Origin of the sequence: Acidovorax sp. A1169 (assembly GCF_030704685.1) — a bacterium.
In the GTDB taxonomy this organism is placed as follows: domain Bacteria; phylum Pseudomonadota; class Gammaproteobacteria; order Burkholderiales; family Burkholderiaceae_C; genus Acidovorax.
Map to the genome: position 1 here is coordinate 255,072 of NZ_JAUZDX010000007.1, position 22,453 is coordinate 277,524.

Sequence of the window (22,453 nt, forward strand, 5' to 3'; positions counted from 1 at the left end):
CTGCTGAATCAGGCGTCGAGCATTTCCACGCGCAGCGTGGTCACCGGCCCGGCCACCGACGGGTGCGCCGCCAGCGCATGCACGGCCATGTCCACCGTGGCCTGGGCCACCGTGTCGGTCAGCACCAGCACCTGGGCGCCACTGCCGGGGGGCAGCGCCTTGTCTGCCGCCAGCGCCACCTGCGCCACCGGCACCTGCTGCGCGGCCAGCCAGGCGCCCACGGCCCCGATGTCCTGCGCCGCATGCACGGGCACGCGCAGGTAGTGGCGCGTGTGTACGGCGGCGCGCGGCAGCACGGCCAGTTTGTCGTTGACCGCATGCGCATGGAACCCCAAGTGCGGCACGCGCTGCGCCGCGTTCGTGCCATCGAGCCGGGCCACGTCCACCAGGTCGGCGATCACGGCCGATGCCGTCTGCTCCGAGCCGGCGCCCGCGCCGTAGTACATCGTCACCCCGGCCGCATCGCCCTTGACCATGATGCCGTTCATCGAGCCATTCACATGCGCCATCAGGTGCGTGGTGGGCACCAGTGCGGGCTGCACGCGCAGCTCCACTCCAGCATCACCTTGCCTGCGCGCCACGCCCAGCAGCTTGATGCGATAGCCCAGCTGCTCCGCACAGGCCACGTCCAGCCCCTGCAGCGCGGTGATGCCCTCCACCTGCGCATCGGCAAAGTGCACCGGCATGCCGAAGGCATTGGCCGCCAGCAGCGTGATCTTGTGCGCCGCATCCACCCCCTCGATGTCGAAGGCCGGGTCCGCCTCGGCATAGCCCAGGGCCTGCGCCTGCTCAAGCGCCTGTGCAAACCCCAGGCCCTCGTCGCGCATCTTGCTCAGGATGAAATTGGTGGTGCCGTTGATGATGCCCGCCACCCACTCGATGCGGTTGGCCGTGAGGCCCTCGCGCAGCGCCTTGATGATGGGGATGCTGACGGCCACCGCGCCCTCGTAGGCCAGCGCCACGCCGTGCTGGCGCGCGGCGGCGAAGAGCTCGTTGCCATGCACCGCCAGCAGCGCCTTGTTGGCCGTCACCACATGCTTGCCCGCCGCCATGGCCGCCAGCAGCCACTCGCGCGCCGGGCCGGTGCCGCCTGCGGCCTCCACCACCACGTCCACCTCGGGGTGGGTGGCGACCTGCATCGGGTCGTTGGTCAGCGCCACGCCGGTGCCCACCACGCTGGCTGCGCGCGCCAGGTTGCGCGCTGCGACCACCACCACCTCGATGCCGCGTCCCGCGCGCCCGGCAATGGTGGCCTGGTTGCGCGCCAGCACGCGAAAGGTGCCCGCGCCCACCGTGCCAATGCCGATCAGGCCCACGCGCAGCGGGCGGGTGGCAGCAGGCATGGCCATAGTGCTGGCAATGTGGTCGTGCTGCTGGGGCGCTAGGGACTGGACGGGATCGCGGTACATAAGGCTTCCTTCTCCGGGTTGCTGGCTGCCAGGCAGCCAAAAAACAAACGAACAAAACAAAAAACCCAGCTGCCAGAGCTGGGTTTCATTCGTTCATTCCGGGGAGGAGGGGAGAGCGATCACCAGGTGGCTGCCGAAACGGCCACCTGCGCGTGCTCAGGTGGCCGCGGGGGTAATGGTGGTAATCATTCGTGCACCCATCGCCCGCGTGAACGCAGGCAGCATCATGGCCATGCCCATGGGGGCAGCGGCAGCACGTGCGGTGTGGATGGAGGTGTACGACATGGTTGCCAGTGTAGCGGATTGGGCGTGGGGGGCGTCAAGGGGTTGTTGCATGGCCCGTGGTTCGCACCATCCGTATCGCATCGAACGGGCAGCGCACCGCACACAGCGCGCACCCTGTGCAGCCCGGCTCGTCGTGCAGCATGGAGCGCTTGGGCCCCCAGCTGTGCGGCCCCTGCACCTGCAGCGACAGCACGTGCGGCGGGCACACGCCGATGCACCAGCCGCAGCCGGTGCAGCGGTCGGTATCGATGGCGGGCAGGGCCTTGCGTGGGGCTGTGCTCATGCGGGCAGTGTGCCCCCGCAACGTGCGCCCCACAAGCCACGCGTCAGTGCAGTGTTTTATGCTGGAAGGCAATGATAAAAAGGATGGATTTTTGGTTCTGGCGAGGCGCAAACCACACCGATACCGAGTGATATCGCGAGGATTTGCAACGCGGCCAGGGCCGAAAAGACGCCTTTTATTTGCCAGACAGCATGAAACACTGCACTAAAGTGCCCCCATGAATGCCGATACCGCCAACGATTCCATCACCCGCCACCTCCTCATCACCGGCCATGTGCAGGGGGTCGGCTACCGCTGGTCCATGACCCAGGCAGCCAAGCGCCTGGGCGTGCAGGGCTGGGTGCGCAACCGCAGCGATGGCCGGGTGGAGGCCTGTGCCTGGGGCACCCCGCAGGCGGTGCAGGCCCTCGTCGACTGGGCGCACCAGGGGCCGGCGCAGGCACAGGTGGACCGCGTGGTGGTGGGCAATGTGCCCGATGGCGGTGAGCCACCGCAGGGCTTCACACAGCGCGCAACCCTTTAGCCGGTCTTTGCGGCCAGCTGCCTGATCAACTCCATCGCCCCCGCCGGCGCCCGTTCCTTCGCGCCGTTGATGAAGTACACGAACACATCGCGCGGCCGCTCGCCACCCGTCCAGGTGCGCACGCCCTGGGCCCACTGCGCAATCACCTCGGGCGTATAGCCGGTGGGCACGTCGGCCTGGCTGCGCATCAGCCGCAAGTAGGCAAAATCGGCCGCCCCATCGGCGATGGCCGGGAATTTTTCGGAATCGGTATGCACCGGCACGCACCCATACCGGCGCGCCAGTTCGATGAAGGCCGGTGTGGCAAAGCTCTCGTGCCGCACGTCCAGCACATGGCGCAACGTGCGCCCATCCACCGCCTTGGGCAGCAGCGCCAGAAAGGCCTCGAAATCCCCCGGCTCGAACTGCTTGGTGGGCATGAACTGCCAGACGATGGGGCCGAGCTTGTCCTTGAGTTCGGAGATGCCGCTGTCGACAAAGCGGCTGATCGAATCGCCCGCCTCGGCCAGCACGCGCCGGTTGGTCGCAAAGCGGTTGGCCTTGAGCGAGAACATGAACCCATCGGGCGTCTCGCCATGCCACTTGGCAAAAGTGGGCGGCTTGAAGGTGCTGTAGTAGGTGCCGTTGACCTCGATGGCCGTGAGCTGGCGGCTGGCGTAGTGCAGCTCCTTGGCGTGCGGCAGGCCCGCCGGGTAGAAGTTGTCGCGCCAGGGCTCGAAGGTCCAGCCGCCGATGCCAATGCGGATGTGGCTGTTGCTGCTGCTGGTGTCTGTCATGGCGTTCCCTGTCACGAGTCTATCCACGGAAAGGGCACTGTACCAGCGCGGCCCGGCGGCAGCGCTATGCCGGCAACTCCACCCGTGCCTCCAGCCCCTCGCCCCCGTCGTCGCGCGGCGCCAGCACCAGGCGCCCGCCCAGCGCCTGGGCCAGCTCGTTCGCAATGGCCAGGCCCAGGCCCGTGCCGCCGGTGCCGCGGTTGCGCGAATCCTCCAGCCGCACATAGGGCTGCAGCACGGTGGCCAGGTCCGCCTGCGGTATGCCCGGGCCGCGGTCCAGCACGCGCACGCACCAGGGGCCCTGTGTTCCGGCTTCCACCGCCAGCTCGGCACTTCCCGCAAATTTGAGCGCGTTGTCCACCAGGTTGCACAGCAGACGGCGCAGCGCCTGCGGGCGCGTGTCGCAGATGCCGCCTGCCGCGTGCAGCACGCGCACCGGCATGCCCGCGTCGGCGTAGTCCATGGCCAGGCTTTCCACCAGCGCGCGCAGGTCCACGCGCTGCAGGGGCTCGCGCACGGCCTGTGGGGATCGCGCGTAGGCAATGCCCTCCTCCACCAGCGACTGCATCTCGGCAAGGTCGGCGTGCAGCTTGTCGCGCAGGGGCGCGTCGTCCAGCAGGTCGGCGCGCAGCCGCAGGCGCGTGATGGGCGTCTGCAGGTCGTGCGATACCGCCGCCAGGATCTGCATGCGCTCCTGCAGGTGCGCCTGTATGCGCTGCTGCATGCGGTTGAAGGCGGCAGCGGCGCGCACCACCTCGCGCGGGCCGTCCTCGGCCAGGGGCGCCGCCGCCTGCGCGGCGCCCAGGGCATCGGCGGCGTCGGCCAGCACGTTCAAGGGGCGGGTGGCCGCGCGCACGGCCCAGGCGCACAGGCCCACCAGCACCACCAGCTGCAGCGCCAGTGCCGCCAGCACCCAGGGCGATACCTGCAGCCGGGGCTCGTCCATGTCCACCGCCAGCGGCGTGCCGTCGGCCAGGCGCAGCTGCAGCCGCAGCTCGGTGCCCGGCACGCCGGGGTCCACCACCTGCACCGGGCGGCCGGGCGGTAGCGCCTCTGCCACGGCGCCTGCCACCAGCAGCGCCAGGGCCGACTGGCTGGCGGGCACCGGCAGCGGCTCGGCCAGCACAAAGCGGTAATTGCGCCGCGCCAGGCGCGCCAGCCACTGGCCGCGCTCGGCGGCAGGCAACCGCTCCAGCACCGCCACCGAGCTGGCCACGTCGCTTGCCAGGTAGCCCACCATGGCGTTGCGCATGCTCATGCTGCGCTCGGTCACCGCCAGCATGAAGGTCAGCGCATGCGCCAGCGCCAGACCCAGGGCCAGCACCAGCAAAATGCGCCCGAACAGAGAGCCCGGCCACCAGCGCTTCATGCGCTTCCCGCCCCTGCCTGCGCGGCTTGCACCGCAGCGCAGAACACATAGCCCTCGTTGCGCACCGTCTTGATGTAGCGCGAGCCACGCACGCCGTCGCCCAAACGCTGGCGCACGCGGCTCACCAGCAGGTCGATGGAGCGGTCGAACACCTCGGCATCGCGCCCCTGCGTCAGCTGCAGCAACTGGTCGCGCGTCAGCACGCGCTGCGGGTGGTCCAGCAGCACGCGCAGCAGCCGGTACTCCGCACCCGACAGGGCCACCACCGCGCCGCTCGCGTCCAGCAGGTGGCGCGCCGTGGTGTCCAGCCGCCAGTCGCCAAACGCCAGCTCGCGCGCCGGCTCGGTGACTGCCAGGTTGGGCGGCAGCATGCGCGTGCGCCGCAGCACCGCGTGGATGCGCGCCAGCAGCTCACGCGCGGCAAAGGGCTTGGTCACGTAGTCGTCGGCCCCCAGCTCCAGGCCCAGGATGCGGTCTGCCTCGTCGCTGCGCGCCGTCAGCATGATGATGGGCAGCGCCGGCGCGCCGGGGCTGCGCAGCTCGCGGCACAGAGCAATTCCGTCGGTGCCGGGCAGCATCAGGTCCAGCACCAGCAGGTCGATGCGGGTGCCCGCCAGCACCGCGCGCATCTGCCGCCCATCGGCCGCCACGGTCACCTGCAGGCCCTGCTTGCGCAGGTACTGGGCCGCCAGCTCGCGGATGCCGGCATCGTCATCGACGATCAGTACGTGGTCTTCAGGCTGCTGCTGCATGGGGTCGATTCTCCGGGCAATGCGGGCGCGCCCGCAGCGGGTTTGTATCCCAACTTGTCGGCACGCAGCCGTGACACCTGCGCACACCAAAAGCCCCCGCCAGGACAAACGCCCGATACCTGGGCTGGCTTCAATGCAGTCTTCCTGAACTTCACCACGAGGGCTCCTCCATGACACCGCAGTCTGCCACCGCCTTCCACCTGCTGGCCGCACTCACCCTGTACGCCGCACTGCCACCCGCCGGTGCCCAGCAGGCCGGCACCGAAGCCCGGGCCCCGCTGGGCCGCTGGGTCACCGAAAGCGGCAACCTCGAAGTCGAGGTCGCCCCTTGCAGCAGCGGCAGCGCCACCCTGTGCGGCAAGGTCGTCAAGGTCATGGCCAACCGCTCCATGGCCGGCCCAGGGCAGGCCGGCGAGTTTGCCGACAAGCGCCCGGCCCTGGGCATGACCCTGCTCTCGGGCTTCAAGCCAAGCGGCGCCAACGAACACATAGGCGAAATCTACAACCGCGAAAACGCCAAGACCTACAGCGCCACGCTCACCCCCGCCGGCACCGACCAACTGCGCGTGCACGCCTACGTGGGCATCGCGCTGTTCGGCAAGACGCAGGTCTGGCGCCGGCCTACGCCAGCACCCACCGCAGGCGCTGGGGCCCTGCCATGACCGTGCCCTGGCCCGCCTGAGCCGCGCCCCTCTTTCCTCATCCCCCTTGCCCAACCCCTTTTTTCCAGGAGATATCCACCATGCACCCTCCCCGCCGCGCCCTGTCGCTTGCCGTCGCCACGGCCCTTCTCGCCCTGGCCCAGGCCAGCCACGCGCAACCTGCGTTGCCGCCACCCGACGCTACCGACCCCATCGCGCTCAAGCTCATGCAGGGCTTTCCGCCCCCGCCCGACAAACAGGTGCGGCTGGCCAACATCCTCAAGTACCCCAACGCCCGCTGGGCCCTGCACCACCTTCGCGAGCTGGGCCCCACCGCCAACATTGCGCGCGGCCCAGGCCCCGGGAGCGAACTGCAGGCTGCGCCGCGCGAGCTCGACGGCCTGCCCTTCCTCGACGACAAGGGCGCCAAGACCACGCTGGCCAATTGGCAAAAGTCCACCTACACCGACGGCCTGCTGGTCATCCACCAGGGCCGCGTGGTGTACGAGCGCCACTACGTCGGCAACCAGCCGCACGTGCCCCACGTGCTGTGGTCCATGAGCAAGTCGCTCACCGGCCTGCTGGCCACCGAGCTGATCCAGCAGGGGCTGATCGACCCCGCCGCCCCCGTCACCCGCTACCTGCCCGAACTGGCCGGCAGCGCCTGGGCCGATGCCACCGTGCAGCAGACGCTGGACATGACCACCGGCGTGCTGTACGCCGAAGACTTTGCCAACCCCGCTTCGGGCATCTTCCAGTACCTCATCGCCGCCGGCCTGGTGCCCGCGCCGCCCAACTACCCGGGTGCCAAGGCGCTGTTCGACTACCTGCCCACCGTGCAGAAAGAGGGCGAGCACGGTAAGGGCTTCAACTACAAGACGGTGGACACCGAGGTCATCGGCTGGATCCTGCAGCGCGTGACCGGCAAGAGCTTTGCCACCCTGATGTCCGAGCGCATCTGGGCCCCCATCGGCGCCGAGCAGGACGCCTATGTCTTCGCCGACCCCAACGGCACCCAGTCCACCAGCGTGGGCGTCAACGCCACGCTGCGTGACCTGGGCCGCTTGGGCGAAACGCTGCGCCAGAACGGCCACTTCAACGGCAAGCAGGTGATCTCCGCCGCCACCGTGGCCGAGCTGCGCAAGGGCGCCGACCCCGAGAAGTTCAAGGCCGCCGGCCAGACCATGCGCGCCGGCTACTCGTACCACAACCACTGGTGGCTGCCCCACGATACCGATGGCACTTTCGAGGCCAAGGGCCTGATGGGCCAGCACATCCACATCAACCCGGCCGCGCAGCTGGTGGTGGTCAAGCTCTCGTCGCACCCCGTGCCCAACACCGCCTTCACGCACAACTATGACCGCTTGGCCTTTGCCGCGTTGGCCGGTGCTCTGCGCTGAGCGCTGACCCATGCGCAGCCCCGCATGGCCGGGGCTGCGCTTGTCCACAAGAAGACACCGCTCAAGGAGACCTCCCCCATGCACCCCCAACCCTGGCTGGCCAGCTACGGCACCATCCCCGCCCACATCAACGCCGACGCGCACCGCTCCGTCGTGCACCTGCTCGACGTGGCCATGCTGCGCTACGCCCACCACCCGGCATTTACCTGCCTGGGGCAGACGCTGACCTATGCCGACGTGGACCACCTCTCGCGTGCGTTCGCAGCCTACCTGCAGAACGTGCTGCAGGTGCGCAAGGGCGACCGCATCGCCGAGATGTGCCCCAACCTCCTGGCCTTCCCCATCGTGCTGCTGGGCATTGCCCGGGCCGGCGGTGTGCAGGTCAACGTGAACCCCCTGTACACCCCGCGCGAGCTGGAGCACCAGCTGCACGATGCCGGCGCCAAGGTCCTGGTCATCTATGCCGGCGCCACCGCCACCCTGGCCGCCATCCAGGGCCGGGTGGACCTGCACAGAGTCATCACGGTGGCGCCTGGCGACGGCACCCCCGCCGCACTACCCGGCCCGCCGGTGGATGCTGGCCTGGCGCTGCCCACCACCGCGCTGGGCAAGGCCCTGGCACAGGGCGCTGGCCTGGCCTTCAAGCCAGTGCGGCTGGCGGGCGATGACCTGCTCTTTCTGCAGTACACCGGCGGCACCACGGGCCTGTCCAAGGGGGCCATGCTCACGCACCGCAACCTGGTGGCCAACGTGGAGCAGTTCAAGGCTTTCATGCCCGACGACCTGCGCCCCGGGCTGGAGTCCATCGTCACGGCCATACCGCTGTACCACATCTTCGCGCTGATGGTGAACCTGGTCACCTACTTCTCGGTGGGCGCGCACAACTGGCTGGTGCCCAACCCGCGCGACCTCGACGCCCTGATCGGCGTGATGAAGGCCGCGCACCCCAGCGTGTTCATGGGCGTCAACACCTTGTACGCAGGCTTGGCCGCGCATCCGCGCACGCAGGAGATCGATTTTTCCAACCTGCGGCTGGCGGGCGGCGGGGGCTCCGCCATCATCGCCTCGGTATCCGCCCGGTGGCAGGCCCTCACGGGCCAGTTCATCCGCGAAGGTTATGGCCTCAGCGAGACCAGCCCCGTCGTCACCTTCAACCCCGCCTACGTCAGCGAGTTCACCGGCACCACCGGCCTGCCCCTGCCGTCAACCGACGTGCAACTGCTCGACGACAACGACCAGCCAGTGCCCGTGGGCGAAGCAGGAGAAGTGTGTGTGAAAGGCCCGCAGGTCATGTCCGGCTACTGGCAAAAGCCCGAGGCCAATGCCGCCGCCTTCACGGCGGACGGGTACTTTCGCACGGGGGATGTGGGGCAAATGGACGAGCGCGGGTTCCTGAAGATCGTGGACCGCAAGAAAGACATGGTGCTCGTCTCGGGCTTCAACGTCTTCCCCAACGAGGTCGAGGCCGTGGCCACCGCCTGCCCCGGCGTGCTCGAATGTGCCTGCATCGGCGTGCCTGACGACAAGACCGGCGAGGCCCTGCGCCTATACGTGGTGCGCATACCCGAGGTGCGCGTCAGCACACAGGACATTGCCGAGCACTGCCGCCGGGAGCTCACCCCCTACAAGGTGCCCCGGCAGATCGTCTTTGTCGATGCCTTGCCCAAGTCCAGCGTGGGCAAGATCCTGCGGCGCGAGCTGCGCGATGGCGTGGCCCAGCCCGCCCGCGCCCAGCTGCACCGCGTCACGGCAGTAGTCAGTGGACTAACGTCGCCGTCAGCGTGATCTCCGGCACCGCGGCCAGCGCCTTCGACAGCGGGCAGTTGGCCTTGGCCTCGGCCGCCAGCTTCTGAAAGGCCGCCTCGTCCATGCCCGGCACCTTGGCCTTGAGGGTGAGCGCAATGCGGTCGATGACGAAACCATCGCCCTCCTTGGTCAGCCGCACTGCCGCCGTGGTGTCGATCACCTCAGTGGCAATGCCCGCCTTTTCAGCCGCAAAGGCAAACGCCATGGTGAAGCACGAGGCATGCGCCGCACCCACGATCTCCTCGGGGTTGGTGCCCTTGCGGTCATCGCCAAACCGGCTGCCAAAGCCATAGGGGTGCTTGTCGAGCGCGCCGGTCTCGGTGCTCACCTGGCCCTGGCCGGTCTTGCCCGCACCTTCCCAATGAACGCTGGCTTTCTTTTCAGACATGGTTTGGCTCCTGTAAATGCAAAGGGACTATGGGACCACGCGAGCGCCCCCGCTGGGGTCGGATGCCACTGGCAATGCGGGTGCGCATCGTCCTACAGGCGCGCCCAGCGCGCAATGAAAAAAGGGCCCTTGTGGGCCCTTCGATGGATTCATTGTGGACTGCCCTGGTCTATCAGGGCGCGCTCAGCACCTGCTGGCGCTTGGTCTCGTACTCACCCGAGGTGATCAGGTTGGCATCGCGCATCTGCTTGAGCCACTGCAGGCGCGACTCTTTCTTGCTGGCGGGCATGGGCGCGGCGGCAACTGTCGTTGCTGCGGGTGCGGGCTGGGCCGGGTTCACCACCGCCACCGTGGCGGCGGCGGGCACGTTTTGCGCTGCGGGGGCTGCTGCTGGTGCTGGCGGGGCAACACGGCCCACTGGCTTGGAGTCGGACGCGAAAGGCATCGACATCGCGGCGGTTGCCGTGGGTGACGCAGGCCTTGGCCCAGGCGCTGGCGCTGCTGCTGCGGGCGCTGCGGCGCGGGCCACCGGCTTGGAGTCGGGCACGAACGGCATCGACACCGTGTTGGTGGCCGCAACCGGTGCAGCGGTGGGCGCCGCAGAGGTGACAACCGGCGTGGTGGAGGTCGAGGAGGCGGCGGTCTTCGGTGCAGTGGCCAGCGCTTCAGCCAGCGGCGCTGCGGCAGGCACCATGTGCAATATGATGGCCTCCACACATTCCTGCACCGTCAGGGCGCTTTCCCGTCGCATGATCGCTGCCTTGTTGGCCCACAGCTCGTCGTACGTTGGCGCGTCGCCAAAGCCTGTTTCACGCCGGCAGCCTCCCTCGGCAATTTGGGCCTGGGTTTCCACGTCGATCAAGCGTGCCCTGGCGCTGTAGCCGACCCGGTAGCGGCTCATGGCGGAGGGAAAGTAGCCTGCGCCCCACCCGGTGGTCTCCACATCCAGCACGAACTTCGCCTTGCCCTTTCCAGCACTGGCAAGCTTTTGCGGGTCATTGGACGTCGTTGGCATCGCTGGCGCTACCTGGCGCGTGCCCTGGTGTGCCTGGAGCACGCGCAGCAAGCCTGCAGAAATGGCATCTGCCGGGTCTTCCACCTCGTTCTCGGCAATGAGCCTGTTGCCGGTACTCTGGGCAATCAGCGCGCCGATCAAGCCCCCAATGGCCATGTTGCCTGGCGAGGTCATCATGAAGCTGGGTTTCTCCCGACTGGTGGCGGCTACGGTCTGGTTCTTCAGCCGTTCCGAGTGCTTGGTTTCGATTGCTTGCGGTTTGACCGTGGCGCAGCCAATCAAGGTCAGAGCAGCGGCGCACAAGGCCACGGGGCGGAGGTACTTCGTCAACAGGACAAGCATGGTTGGATCGCTGGTGGGTTGAAAATCGTGGTCGCCATGGGCAGCCTGGTAGTTCAGGGTGCGGCGAGAACCTGCTGGCGCTTGGCTTCGTACTCGCTGGTCGAGATGAGCTTGGCGTCATGCATCTGCTTGAGCCACTGCAGGCGCGTTTCTTTCTTGCCTGCTGGCGCGGCTGCAGCTGCGACCGGTATGGTTGTTGCGGTCACCGGCGGGGGTGCGCTGGTCGCAGCCACGGGGGCCGGGGCAGGTGCCTTTGGCGCTACAACTGCTGGGGCGGGCGCTAGGGGTGCGGGGCCAGCCGCTGGCTGTGGCGCCGTGGCGTTGCCTGTTGCAACCGGAACCGGGCCCACCGCTGCGGCAGCGGGTGTGGCTGCAGGTGGTGCGAGGGGGGCTGCCGGCGCCGCAGGGGGGTGCCGGCCTGCGGGCGCCTGGGTTGCCTCCCTCGTTGGCACATGGCCGGCCGCCTCGGGCTTGTTTTTGCCGCTGATGATGGCGGCCACCTCGGGCGCCAGCGACATGAGCGCGCGGTGCAGCTCGGGCCCTGCATTGGCCACATCGGCGGCCAGGTTGTCGTACCGCGCGTACTCGAACCGGTTGTCCTTCTTGAGCTGCACGGCCTGCCAGCCGATGAACTTGCGGGTGCGGCCCTCGAAAAGCGCCAGCCCTACGCCCACCTGCCGTGCGTAGTTGTTCAGCGGCCCTGGCGCCGCATACGAGGCGGTGGGCACTACCTGCACCAGCAAATCGGCATCCACAGGGGGGCTCTTGGCAAACGGGCCCACGCTGAGTGCCTTGCCCTCCTCGTCCTTCGCCGGCCAGAACAGCCTGGGCATGTGGTTGCGGGTCTGGCCCATGATGCGGACCTGCACTCCCCGGGCTTCCAGAGAGTGGGTCAAGGCCTGCATAAAGTCCTTGCGGAGGTCGATGCCGGGCGTGACCTTCTGGACAAGACCAGGAAACTCGACGGCCTTGAGCTGAGTTTCCTTGGCGCTCGATTCGATCATCGCCCCGATGAGCAGTGCCACGCCCATGCTTGCCAGATTGGCGCCGGGGGTGGACGACGGCGGCATCGAATTGAGCTGGTGCGTGGCCGACACTGCCGCGGCGGCCACGTAGTTCTCCACCTCTGCCTGGCCGGCGCCGAGTTCTGCAACGCCGGGCACGGCCTCCGCATCGCGCCGGATAACGAACAGATGGTCGAAGCTGGATGAGAAATACCACTCCGGCAGCGAGGACCACACCATGCCGATGTTGGCGGCCGGCTTGATGTCGGGAATGTCGGCAATTAGCACCGTCTGAGGTGGCTTCAGCTTTGCCTGGTCTATCGTGGGCACGGCCACGCAACCTGCCAGCAGCGCAAGACTGGCCGCGCCTGCGCATTGAAGAACCAACCGCTTCATGTTTCCCCTCAGCTCTTGTGTTGTGGGCGTGCCTACTGTCAAGCGGCCACGCCTTTGCTTTTTCAACTGCCTGGCCAGCGCCACGGGCCGCTGGTCAAAGCTGGTACGGTGCCCTCTCATGCAACCGCGCCTGCCCGCGCACTCTAGCACCGCGTTGCAACTGCTTACAGCCAAGAAGTGCAAAACCGACCGGTACGCCAGCGCAATGTGAGGTTGCTGCAACACCCGTCTTTTGGGTGATTGATGGAAAAGGGTGATTTGCTCAGCAGCCGCTTATTTGCGCCAGCCACCGCCCCGGCGCCATGCCCACCTGGCCCTTGAAGCGCCGCGTCAGGTGGCTTTGGTCGGCAAAGCCGCAGGCCGCCGCCACATCGGCCACCGCATTGCCCTGCCGCAGCGCAGCCTGTGCTTGGCGAATGCGCACCATGTTCAGGTAGGCGTGCGGCGCCATGCCATAGGCGGCGGTGAAGGCACGCGTCAGGTGCGCGCGCGACAGGCCCGCCTGCGTGGCCAGGGCCTGCACCGTCACGTCGTCGGCAAAGTGGGCATGGAGGTACTCACGCACCAGGGCCATGCGCTGGCGGCCTGCGTCCAGGCTCTGCGCCCAGTCCACCCGCACCTCGCCATGGCGGCCCAGCAGCGCCTGCACGGCGGCGGCCGTGCGCTCCTCGCCGTGCAGCGACTCCTGCCGCTCGGCCACCGCCGCCACGGCCCGCTGCAGCAGCAGTGCGCCCTGCGGGTCGTGCACCACGGGTGCCTTGAAATAGTGGGCCGCACCGGCGGGGCTGCCCGCCGCCCGGTCTGCCACCAGGGCATGTACCAGCGCGGCATCCACGTACAGGATCGAATAGCCAAACCCCGCATCCGTGCCCCGACTGCCGTCGTGCGGCTCATCGGGGTTGAACAAGATCACATCGCCCGCCAGGCTGGCGTGGCGCGCGCCCCGGCATTCAAAAGTCTGCACGCCCGAGCGCGTGACGCCTATCGAATACGTCTCATGGCTGTGCCGCTCGAACCGGTGCTGCGTGAAATGCGCGTTGAGCAGCGTGACCCCGCCCGACGCCAGCGGCCGCATCTCGGCCCAGTCGCGCTGGCTGGTGCCAGGCTGCAGGGTGTTGGGGGCCGCTGTAGAGGGGGAAGCTGCGGCGCTAGCGTTGTTCCCGGCGTGCATGCAACAAATGTACAAGACCGCCCCACGCCGGCTGGAGACACTGCTGACAACCCGCCACGCGGCAATGCCAACCACCCAAGCCCACCTACATGCCCGATACCCAGACTGCCCCCACCCCCGTCCCCGCCATCGACCTGGCCCACAAGCTCACCCAGTTCACCGGCCACTGGGCCCCGCGCACCGTGGCCGAGTTCAACGGCCACGACATCATGGTCGCCAAGATCCAGGGCGAGTACCAGTGGCACAGCCACCCCGACACCGACGACTTCTTCCTCGTGCTGCAGGGCACGGTAGAGATCGACCTGCCCCATGGCGCCCTGGTCACCCTGCACCCCGGCCAGCTCTACGTGGTGCCAAAGGGGGTGGAACACCGGCCGCGCGCCAGCAGCGAAGCGCATATTTTGCTGATCGAATCCACCGGCACGCCCAACAGCGGCGATGCAGCCACGGCCGCGCCGCGCAGGGTGTTGTAAGCCCTGTCTCTTGCAGCTTGGCGCCGCTTTCAGTGACAAAGCCCTGGGGGCCCAAGCCAGCAGCCAGGCAGTCGAGCGGATGCGGCCTTGGCCTGCGTCAGGGGCAGTCCCTGTCGCCGCATTGGGCCGTTGACCTACGCCAAGGCAACGGGGCCGCATGGATCATGAAAGTCCACCCCACCAAGAGCGGCTGTCGGCCGCTCACAACCAGGAGACGAACATGACCCATCCCCAAAACATGAACACCCCCGACATGAATCCCGATCCCATCACCGGCGCACCCGGTGCCCACCCCGTCGGCACCGGCATCGGCGCTGCGGGCGGTGCTGTCACTGGCGCTGCCGTTGGCTCCGTCGGCGGCCCCATCGGTACCGCCGTGGGTGCAGTGGTCGGCGCAGTCGTCGGCGGCCTGGCTGGCAAGGGCGCGGCAGAAGCCGTCAACCCCACGGCCGAAGACGCCTACTGGCGCGACGCCCACGGCCGCGAGCCCTACTACTCCGACGCCTACACCTACGACGACTACGCGCCTGCCTATCGCACTGGCTACCAGAGCGTGATCGACGGTCATGGCAGCTGGCAAGACGCCCGCGCCGACCTGCACCAGCGTTGGGAGTCAGACCGTGCGACCAGCCGCCTGGACTGGAAGGACGCTGAGCCCGCAGCCAAGGCCGCGTGGGAGCGCGCCGACCGGATCTGGAAGCAGACCAAGCAAGAGTAAGAAGAGGCACGCGCTGCGGTTGGCAGCTATGCCAACCGCAGCCATCGTGCACAGTGCGCGTGGGTGAGTCGACTCAGGGGCTGATCAGCCGATCACATCCACAATGTTGCCGCTGGCATCCTTGATGGTCGTCTTCTCCACCTGCCACTGCACCCCCGGCAGCAGCGGCAGCACATAGGTGCCCGCGCGCGGCTGCAGCGTCTGCGCCAGTTGCTGCACCGTGGCATCGGTCAGGTGCAGCACGGCGCCCTCGTCGTTGGCCAGCCACTCCACCGCGTTCTCGGTTTCAGCTGGCTGCAACAGCAGTTGCCACTCGTGCCCCGCAACGCGCAGCGTGCGGCCAAACGGCAGGCGCAGCGGCAGCAGGGCCACCAGCTCCTCCACTTGGCGGGCACCGAGGGTCACCTGCGTCAGCGGCTTGCGCAGCAGGCGCTTTACCTGCTTAAGGCCCAGCACATCGGTGAACAAGAATCCGCTCGACGAGCCATCCTGCCGCGAGCCTTCGTCCACCTGCTGCTTGACCGCCGGGTGGGCCAGCAGCGAGGCGCGGCCCAGGTCCGTCACCCACAGCGGCATGTGCGGCAGCAACACATCCAGCAGATTGCGCGTGCGCCACTGCTTGGCCGCGCGCTCTTCGTCCAGCGTCAGGCCCACCACCTGCAAAAAGGCGACGGATCCATTGGCCGTGGCCAGCGGCTCGGCCAGCTCCGGGTCGGTGGCAAAACCCATGGAGCAGATCTGCGTGGCCTGCCCCAGCGCAATGGGGCCGTTGGCCGTCATCCAATCCCCGTCTTTGAACACGTTACCGCTCTGAAATACATAGCGCGCCAGGTTCTGCAAAAAACTCAGCGCCCACATCGGGGGCTCTGCATCGGCCGCGGTGTCGGGCGCTATCGCAAGCCGGAAGGTCAGCTCGAAGCCATAGCCGCTTACCTCGGGGTCGTCCGACCCCTTGGCATACAGCTCGGTGAACCCATAGGTCACAAAGTGCCAGTGCGGCACCGGGTCCGTGCGCCGCCATGCGCTGATGCCGTCCAGCGGGTCTGGCCCGCCCAGCATGTACTTGATGATCGTGCCAAAGTGCTTGGGCTCCTGGCCGGGGTAGAGCTGGTCCAGGCGGGCGGTGATGGCGTCCCAGCCGGGGGAGGAGGCGTCGGAGTCGTCGATTGTGGTTGAGGTCATGTCTTTTGGAAGTCAGGGCCGCGCCGCGGATCAATGGCGGAGTTCATTGTGGCGGCTGAGCGAGCCTGCGTGGAATTTGCTTGTGTGACAAATTCTCGGTACGGCACACCGTAAGAGTTCCCCGCCTTCACCCCGTACGATGCCAATTTGCCATCCGAGGCCACGGGGCTTGGCAATCAGGACTGGGTGCGTCGCCAGTAATACGGGAGAATTGCTGACGTGTTTCCCGCCGACTTTCCGAAAGCGCGGGAATCCAAGAATCCCACGGCCGGCAGTAGATTGGGGGAGAGCTGTCGACCGGAAGAAAAACGAGGGTGGAGATGCAGCAAACAATTCGCTCGAATTTCGACGTACTGAGGCTATACGAGCGGCAGCTATGGAGTTTGGGTGCCTTGGCAGAGCGGTATTTCGCTGAGGACCCCAACACCAGCCTGCTCAAGCTCCGCCAGTTTGCTGAATTGATGGCCCAATCATTGGCGGCCCGGGGTGGTTTGTATGCATCCCAGGACGAAAGCCAATATGACTTGCTTCGCCGCTTGCAAGGCGAATCGCTCTTGCCGCGCGAAATCAAGCAGGTATTCGATCAGATCCGGATAGCGGGAAACGCCGCGAATCATGATCTTGACGGCGATCACTCCAAAGCCTTGACCGCCCTCAAACTCGCTTGGCAATTGGGCTTGTGGTTTCACCGCACATTCAAGCAGCCTGACTACAAGGCAGGCCCGTTTGTTCCACCAACGCCGCCCGTCGATGAATCGCAGGAGTTGAAACACGAACTTGCGTCCTTGCGGCAAGCTGTATCTGAGTACCAGGCCAAACATGAGCAAACCGCGTCCGCTCTGCTGGCTGCACAAACCCAACTAAACACGCTGGGTGAAGAAAGCGCTTTCTGGGAACAGATTGCTACGGAGACAGACCAGGCCAAGGCCAAACTTGAAGCACAGCTGGCTGACTTACAGGCGCATGCCCAGAAGGCCCCCACGGAAACGCTGGCCGAATTCGTCCTCTCGGCAAGCAAGGCTGCCAGTCTGGTGGAACTCGACGAAAGCGCAACGCGCCGCATCATCGACGAGCAATTGCAGCAGGCAGGGTGGGAGGCCGATTCAGAAGTCTTGCGGTACAGCAAGGGAGCGCGCCCTACCAAAGGGCGAAACCTGGCAATTGCCGAATGGCCTTGCGACGGTTATTCAGCGGACTACTTGCTGTTCCAGGGCCTGATGCCATTGGCGGTTGTGGAGGCCAAGCGTGGCAGCAAAGACGTGTCTGCCGATCTGCAGCAAAGCAAGCGCTACAGCCGCACCTTCACCCCTTCCTCCGAGACACACCTCCATGCCCAAAATTGGGGCGCGCAATTGGAGTTCCGGATTCCGTTTGTGTTTGCCACCAATGGCCGACCTTACTTGCGCCAACTGGCTACCAAGAGCGGTATCTGGTTCTGCGATCTCCGAGATTCCAAGAGCCGAAGTACAGCGCTGGATGGCTGGTATACGCCGGACGGCCTGCATGCCTTGCTGAAACAGGACGAGGGCAAGGCTCATGCGGACCTGGACAACACGCCGTTCAACTATGGTTTTCCGCTGCGCTACTACCAGCAGGCAGCCATTCGCGCGACCGAAACAGCCATCGCTGATGGGCAGCGTGACATCCTATTGGCGATGGCAACGGGCACTGGCAAAACCAAGACCTGTGTTGCGCTCATTTACCGGCTGCTGAAAGCTCAGCGGTTCCGCCGCATCTTGTTCTTGGTAGACCGCTCGGCACTGGGCGAGCAAGCAGCAAACTCCTTCAAAGACACGCGCATGGAGCGGCTGCAAACGTTTGCAGATGCGTTTGGCATCAAGGAGCTTGAGCACCAGTCGCCCGATGCGGACACGGCGGTGCACATTGCCACCGTGCAGGGCATGATGCACCGCGTCTTGTTCCCGGCGGAAGGCGTGGCACCGCCCACGGTGGATCAATACGACTGTATCGTCATCGACGAATGCCACCGTGGCTACACGCTTGATCGTGAGATGTCCGATACCGAGCTCAGCTTCCGCGGGTTTGACGACTACATATCCAAGTACCGTCGTGTGCTGGACTATTTTGATGCCGTCAAGATCGGCTTGACCGCCACGCCCGCATTGCACACCACGCAGATCTTCGGTCTCCCGGTGTACAGCTACAGCTACCGCGAAGCCGTCGTGGATGGCTTTTTGGTTGACTACGAGCCACCCATCCAGATCCGTACCCAACTGTCTGAAAACGGCATGACCTGGAAGGTTGGCGAGGAGGTCAAGAGGTATGACGCTCAGCGCAACCAGATTGATCTGTTCCAAACGCCCGATGAGATCAAGCTGAAGATCGATGACTTCAATCGCAAGGTCATCACGCGGCCCTTCAACGAAGCCGTGTGCGGCTACCTGGCGCAAGAGATCGACCCCACTGGCCGACGCAAGACGTTGATTTTTTGCGTCAGCAGCGACCATGCGGATCTTGTGGTGGACGTGCTCAAGAAAGCCTTGGAGGACCAATATGGTGAGGTGGAAGATGACGCCGTCATCAAGATCACCGGCAATGCAGACAAGCCTTTGGAGTTGATTCGCCGATACAAGAATGAACGCCTGCCCAACGTGGCCGTCACAGTGGATTTGCTGACCACCGGCATTGACGTGCCAGAAATCTGCAATCTGGTCTTCCTGCGGCAGGTCAACAGCCGCATTCTGTTCGACCAGATGCTGGGCCGCGCCACCCGGTTGTGTGATTTTGACGGCGAGGCCAAAGACTTCTTCCGGGTTTTTGATGCTGTGAGGATCTTTGAAGCGATCAGCGACATGACCAACATGAAGCCTGTGGTGGTCAACCCCAACATCACGTTCAAACAACTTGAGCGTGAATTCAACGAGGTGCAGTCAGACGAAGCACGTGAGCTGCTACGCGACCAATTCCTCGCCAAGCTGCAAGTCAAGAAGCGTCACCTCAAAGGCAAAGACGCGCAAGACTTTGAAACCAAGGTTGGCATGACGCCAGATGCCTTCATCAAGAAGCTCAAAGCACTCAGCCTGCCTGAAGTGGCTGCTTGGTTCACCCAGAACCCAGACCTGGGCGAAATCCTGGACCGCAAGGCCGTCGGCCAGGCTCAACCGATCTACGTGTCTGATCACCCAGATGCTTTCTTGCGAGCTGACCGTGGCTACGGCAACGCCAGCAAGCCAGAAGACTATCTGAACGAGTTCAAGAAGTTCATCAGCAGCAAAAGCAACGAGCTGCCAGCCCTGATGGCCGTGCTGACCAAGCCGCGAGACCTGACCCGCAAACAGCTCAAGGAACTGATGTTGGCCTTGGACCAAGCAGGCTTCAGCGAAGCCCGCCTGGCCACCGCCTGGCGAGAAATGAGCAATCAGGACATCGCAGCCCGCATCGTCGGCTACATTCGCCAAGCTGCGTTGGGTGACGCCTTGCTGCCCTATAGCGAGCGGGTGGACCACGCTTTGCAAGCGCTGTTGGCCAATCCGCCGGGTGGCAAGCCCTGGACTGAACCGCAGCGCAATTGGCTTAGGCGCATTGCGGCACAGACCAAGGTCAACCTTCTTGTTGACCGCGAGGCGTTGGACGACCCTGACCTGCTTTTTAAGCGGGAAGGTGGCGGGTTCAACCGCCTCGATAAACTTTTCAACGGACAGCTCCAACCGGTGCTGGACGCCTTTAACGACGCACTCTGGACGCCCCCTGCCCAAAGTGCTTGATGCATTTGTAGTTAGTACTTCTCCATGGCCAAATCCCCGCAAGTCGCCCATGACATTGGCGCCAAACTCTGGTCGCTATGCCATGTGCTGCGTGACGACGGTGTCACTTACCACCAGTACCTGAGCGAACTGACCTACCTGCTCTTTCTCAAGATGATGAAAGAGACGGGCCAGGAAGACCGGCTGACGGTCTGGATTCGGCCCAAGAAGGGCGAGCCAGCCGTCGAGCAGCCTGGCACCCGCTGGGATGACCTGCTGAATGCCTCCGCCCCCGAGCGGCTCGACCTCTACAAAGAAATGCTGCTGGGATACGGCTTGCACGGCCATGACTCTGTGCAGCAGATCTACGCGAACGCCAATACCTTTATAACCAAACCGGCCACGCTTAGTAAACTGGTGACCGATATCGACGCGCTCGACTGGTACAGCGTACAACGCGATGACCTGGGCGATCTGTACGAAGACCTGTTGGAGCGCAACGCCACCGAAAAGAAAAGCGGCGCAGGCCAATACTTCACCCCCCGCCATTTGATCGACAGCATCGTTGCCGTGATGAAGCCGCAGCTGAGCGATGTGATCCAAGACCCTGCGGCAGGTACTTGTGGGTTCCCCATCGCGGCCAACAACTACCTGCGTCAGCACAACGACTTTGACAGCCTGGATGAAGAGGCCCAACGCCGCTACCGGCACTCCACCTTCTATTGCATGGAGTTGGTGCAAGACACCCACCGTTTGGCGCTGATGAACATGCTTCTGCATGGCATTGAAGGCGGCGTGCAGTACGGCGACACCCTGGGCGACGAAGGCACACAAATGCCCCATGCCACATTGATCCTGTCCAACCCCCCCTTCGGCACCAAGAAGGGGGGCGGGCTGCCCACTCGTAAGGATCTGACCTACGAGACCAGCAACAAGCAATTCGCCTTCTTGCAGCACATCTACCGCAACCTTGCCCCGGGCGGCCGTGCAGCCGTGGTGCTGCCCGACAACGTGCTGTTTGATAGCAATGTGGGCACCAGCATCCGGCACGACCTGATGGACAAGTGCAACCTGCACACCATTTTGCGCCTGCCCACCGGCATTTTTTACGCCCAGAGCGTGAAGACCAATGTGCTGTTCTTCACCAAAGGCGAGAAGACCGACAAGGGCAACACCAAAGAGGTGTGGGTGTACGACATGCGGGCCAACATGCCGCAGTTCGGCAAGCGTACGCCCTTCACACGCGATTACTTCCGCACCCCGCCTGATGCTCCGGCCGAGGTGCCACGCGACAAGTTTGAAGACGTCTTTGGAGCCGACCCTCAAGGTGGCCCAAACGCGCTGACCCAACGCGTTGATGCGGGCGAAGCAGGCCGCTGGCGCAAGTTCACGCGCCAGCAAATTGCAGACCGTGGCGACAACCTTGACTTGGCCTGGCTAAAAGACGACAGCGCCGACACCGCCCAGCAGCAACGCGAAGAGCCGGCCGTGCTGGCACGCTTGGCCATGCGCGAGATGAATGCCGCCCTAATGGAGCTGCGAGCCTTGGTAGAGGCCCTGGGCGAAGACCCCGATGCAGAGCTTGACGATCTGCTGGTGGACGACGCCGAGCCCGGCGATGCCGAAGCAAAGGCATCTGCATGAGCATGAGCATGAGCCTGTTGCCAGCCACGCAGGCCGGCGACCTGCACGCCGAACTGCGCACCATAATTGCCAGCAGCCGCCAGCGCTTGGCTGGCGCCGTCAACGCAGAATTGACGCGCCTGTACTGGACGGTGGGCCAACGCCTGAGCACCGAGGTGCTGGGTGGTGAGCGCGCCAGCTACGGCGCACAATTGATGGACCGATTGGGGCAGCAGCTTTCGCAAGAGTTTGGCCGTAGCTTTGAAGCCCGCAACCTGCGCCGCATGCCGCGGTTTTCCCAGGCGTTTCCCGACGATGAGAGGTTGACAAGGAAAGCATTTTTGTTGGAGAAAGACGACGATGAATGAGTTGCCCGCAGAATGGACAGTAGCTCAGCTGTCAGAAATCAGCGCGGACGCGGCTCAATACGTACCCACTGCCGAAGAGACCTTTACCTACATCGACATAGGCTCCATTGACCGTGAAGCCAAATCGATCTCTGCGCCTCAGGTATTGCGAGGCAAAGATGCTCCGAGTCGGGCGCGCAAGAAGTTGATCAAGGGAGATACCCTGGTTTCGATGACTCGGCCGAACCTTAATGCGGTGGCATTGGTGCCTCCTGAGCTTGATGGCCAAATTGCGTCGACAGGATTTGATGTGTTGCGCCCGCTCAACGGGATAGATCCGCGTTGGCTGGGCTATCTTATGCGATCCGAGGCTTTCGTCACTGCCATGTCGAAATTGGTCCAAGGGGCCTTGTACCCTGCAATTCGAACGAAGGATGTGCGTGGTTACGTTGCGCCTGTTGCGCCGTCGGCAGAACAAACTCGCATCGCCGACCAAGTTGACACCTTGCTTGCTCGCACCAAGGCTTGCAACGATCACCTGGATGCCATTCCGGTACTACTCAAGCGGTTTCGGCAGGCGGTGCTCAATGCTGCGGCCACTGGCGTGCTTTTGGCGCACGAAGCCAGCGGCGAGCTCACTTCCGCATGGCGGACCTGCACAGTTGGTGACGCATTGATTGGAAAGCCCCGAAATGGCTATTCGCCTAAGTCGGTGGACTTCGAGACCCCCGTGAAATCGCTAACGCTGTCGGCGACCACCACCGGGCGCTTCAACCCGAGGCACTCTAAGTACATCGATGAGCAAATCCCCAATGATTCACATCTGTGGCTAGAAGCGGGAGACTT

General features: G+C 65.1%; 20 protein-coding genes and 1 pseudogene. 10 read left to right on the plus strand and 11 right to left on the minus strand.

Annotation, left to right across the window (positions count from 1 at the left end; genetic code table 11):
- Positions 1 to 8 precede the first annotated feature (8 nt).
- From QYL93_RS14520 to QYL93_RS14530, 3 genes are all read right to left on the minus strand, one after another.
- Complete coding sequence (locus QYL93_RS14520; RefSeq protein ID WP_305744292.1) at positions 9 to 1,409, minus strand: homoserine dehydrogenase; 1,401 nt, start codon at positions 1,407 to 1,409, stop codon at positions 9 to 11.
- A gap of 156 nt (positions 1,410 to 1,565) precedes the next feature.
- Positions 1,566 to 1,694 carry a hypothetical protein gene (locus QYL93_RS14525; RefSeq protein ID WP_305744293.1) on the minus strand — a complete coding sequence of 43 codons (129 nt, stop codon included), beginning with the start codon at positions 1,692 to 1,694 and terminating at the stop codon, positions 1,566 to 1,568.
- 34 nt (positions 1,695 to 1,728) lie between these two features.
- Positions 1,729 to 1,977, minus strand: a complete 249-nt coding sequence (locus QYL93_RS14530; RefSeq protein WP_305744294.1) for an ATP-binding protein — start codon at positions 1,975 to 1,977, stop codon at positions 1,729 to 1,731.
- 217 nt (positions 1,978 to 2,194) lie between these two features.
- Between QYL93_RS14530 and QYL93_RS14535 the strand changes: the two genes are divergently transcribed.
- Positions 2,195 to 2,500, plus strand: coding sequence for an acylphosphatase (locus QYL93_RS14535; RefSeq protein ID WP_305744295.1), 306 nt, complete (start codon positions 2,195 to 2,197; stop codon positions 2,498 to 2,500).
- Here QYL93_RS14535 and QYL93_RS14540 read toward each other — a convergent pair.
- The 3 genes from QYL93_RS14540 to QYL93_RS14550 all read right to left on the minus strand — a co-directional run bounded on the left by QYL93_RS14540 (position 2,497) and on the right by QYL93_RS14550 (position 5,397).
- Positions 2,497 to 3,276: a DUF72 domain-containing protein gene (locus tag QYL93_RS14540; RefSeq protein ID WP_305744296.1), complete on the minus strand. Its 780-nt coding sequence runs from the start codon at positions 3,274 to 3,276 to the stop codon at positions 2,497 to 2,499. The two genes, QYL93_RS14535 and QYL93_RS14540, sit on opposite strands and share 4 nt — an antisense overlap.
- A 64-nt stretch (positions 3,277 to 3,340) precedes the next feature.
- The gene (locus tag QYL93_RS14545; protein WP_305744297.1) at positions 3,341 to 4,645 is read right to left on the minus strand and encodes a HAMP domain-containing sensor histidine kinase; all 1,305 of its coding nucleotides are present in this window, start codon (positions 4,643 to 4,645) and stop codon (positions 3,341 to 3,343) included.
- A complete protein-coding gene (locus tag QYL93_RS14550; RefSeq protein ID WP_305744298.1) occupies positions 4,642 to 5,397 on the minus strand; it encodes a response regulator in 756 nt (251 codons plus the stop codon). Before QYL93_RS14550 ends, QYL93_RS14545 begins: the two co-directional genes overlap by 4 nt.
- Before the next feature lie 170 nt (positions 5,398 to 5,567).
- On the opposite strand from QYL93_RS14550, the gene QYL93_RS14555 reads away from it, so the two are divergent.
- The 3 genes from QYL93_RS14555 to QYL93_RS14565 all read left to right on the plus strand — a co-directional run bounded on the left by QYL93_RS14555 (position 5,568) and on the right by QYL93_RS14565 (position 9,223).
- Positions 5,568 to 6,059 (plus strand): DUF2147 domain-containing protein, encoded by a 492-nt coding sequence (locus QYL93_RS14555; protein WP_305744299.1) that lies wholly within the window; start codon positions 5,568 to 5,570, stop codon positions 6,057 to 6,059.
- 80 nt (positions 6,060 to 6,139) lie between these two features.
- Positions 6,140 to 7,438 carry a serine hydrolase gene (locus tag QYL93_RS14560; RefSeq protein WP_305744300.1) on the plus strand — a complete coding sequence of 433 codons (1,299 nt, stop codon included), beginning with the start codon at positions 6,140 to 6,142 and terminating at the stop codon, positions 7,436 to 7,438.
- Between the two features lie 78 nt (positions 7,439 to 7,516).
- On the plus strand, positions 7,517 to 9,223 hold the full coding sequence (locus QYL93_RS14565; protein WP_305744301.1) for an AMP-binding protein: 1,707 nt from the start codon (positions 7,517 to 7,519) through the stop codon (positions 9,221 to 9,223).
- On the opposite strand, the gene QYL93_RS14570 is transcribed toward QYL93_RS14565, so the two are convergent.
- The 4 genes from QYL93_RS14570 to QYL93_RS14585 form a co-directional block, all read right to left on the minus strand.
- Positions 9,195 to 9,632 (minus strand): OsmC family protein, encoded by a 438-nt coding sequence (locus QYL93_RS14570; protein ID WP_305744302.1) that lies wholly within the window; start codon positions 9,630 to 9,632, stop codon positions 9,195 to 9,197. The two genes, QYL93_RS14565 and QYL93_RS14570, sit on opposite strands and share 29 nt — an antisense overlap.
- Positions 9,633 to 9,804: 172 nt before the next feature.
- Positions 9,805 to 10,824, minus strand: a complete 1,020-nt coding sequence (locus QYL93_RS14575; protein WP_305744303.1) for a hypothetical protein — start codon at positions 10,822 to 10,824, stop codon at positions 9,805 to 9,807.
- 218 nt (positions 10,825 to 11,042) lie between these two features.
- On the minus strand, positions 11,043 to 12,323 hold the full coding sequence (locus QYL93_RS14580) for a hypothetical protein (protein WP_305744304.1): 1,281 nt from the start codon (positions 12,321 to 12,323) through the stop codon (positions 11,043 to 11,045).
- 328 nt (positions 12,324 to 12,651) lie between these two features.
- On the minus strand, positions 12,652 to 13,560 hold the full coding sequence (locus tag QYL93_RS14585; RefSeq protein WP_305744305.1) for an AraC family transcriptional regulator: 909 nt from the start codon (positions 13,558 to 13,560) through the stop codon (positions 12,652 to 12,654).
- A gap of 89 nt (positions 13,561 to 13,649) precedes the next feature.
- Between QYL93_RS14585 and QYL93_RS14590 the strand changes: the two genes are divergently transcribed.
- Both QYL93_RS14590 and QYL93_RS31955 read left to right on the plus strand, forming a co-directional pair.
- The gene (locus tag QYL93_RS14590) at positions 13,650 to 14,033 is read left to right on the plus strand and encodes a cupin domain-containing protein (RefSeq protein WP_305744306.1); all 384 of its coding nucleotides are present in this window, start codon (positions 13,650 to 13,652) and stop codon (positions 14,031 to 14,033) included.
- A gap of 238 nt (positions 14,034 to 14,271) precedes the next feature.
- A pseudogene (locus tag QYL93_RS31955) lies at positions 14,272 to 14,578 on the plus strand (glycine zipper domain-containing protein); the annotation flags it as partial.
- A gap of 257 nt (positions 14,579 to 14,835) precedes the next feature.
- Here QYL93_RS31955 and QYL93_RS14600 read toward each other — a convergent pair.
- Entirely contained in the window at positions 14,836 to 15,933 is a 1,098-nt protein-coding gene (locus QYL93_RS14600) for a suppressor of fused domain protein (RefSeq protein WP_305744308.1), read from the minus strand.
- 320 nt (positions 15,934 to 16,253) lie between these two features.
- On the opposite strand from QYL93_RS14600, the gene hsdR reads away from it, so the two are divergent.
- From hsdR to QYL93_RS14620, 4 genes are all read left to right on the plus strand, one after another.
- Complete coding sequence (hsdR, locus tag QYL93_RS14605) at positions 16,254 to 19,658, plus strand: type I restriction-modification system endonuclease (protein WP_305744309.1); 3,405 nt, start codon at positions 16,254 to 16,256, stop codon at positions 19,656 to 19,658.
- A gap of 24 nt (positions 19,659 to 19,682) precedes the next feature.
- Positions 19,683 to 21,281 (plus strand): N-6 DNA methylase, encoded by a 1,599-nt coding sequence (locus QYL93_RS14610; RefSeq protein ID WP_305744310.1) that lies wholly within the window; start codon positions 19,683 to 19,685, stop codon positions 21,279 to 21,281.
- Entirely contained in the window at positions 21,278 to 21,628 is a 351-nt protein-coding gene (locus tag QYL93_RS14615) for a DUF1016 N-terminal domain-containing protein (protein WP_305744311.1), read from the plus strand. The genes QYL93_RS14610 and QYL93_RS14615 overlap by 4 nt, the downstream gene beginning before the upstream one ends.
- Positions 21,621 to 22,453 (plus strand): hypothetical protein (locus QYL93_RS14620; protein ID WP_305744312.1); only part of this gene is annotated, 833 nt, incomplete at its 3' end. The genes QYL93_RS14615 and QYL93_RS14620, both read left to right, overlap by 8 nt.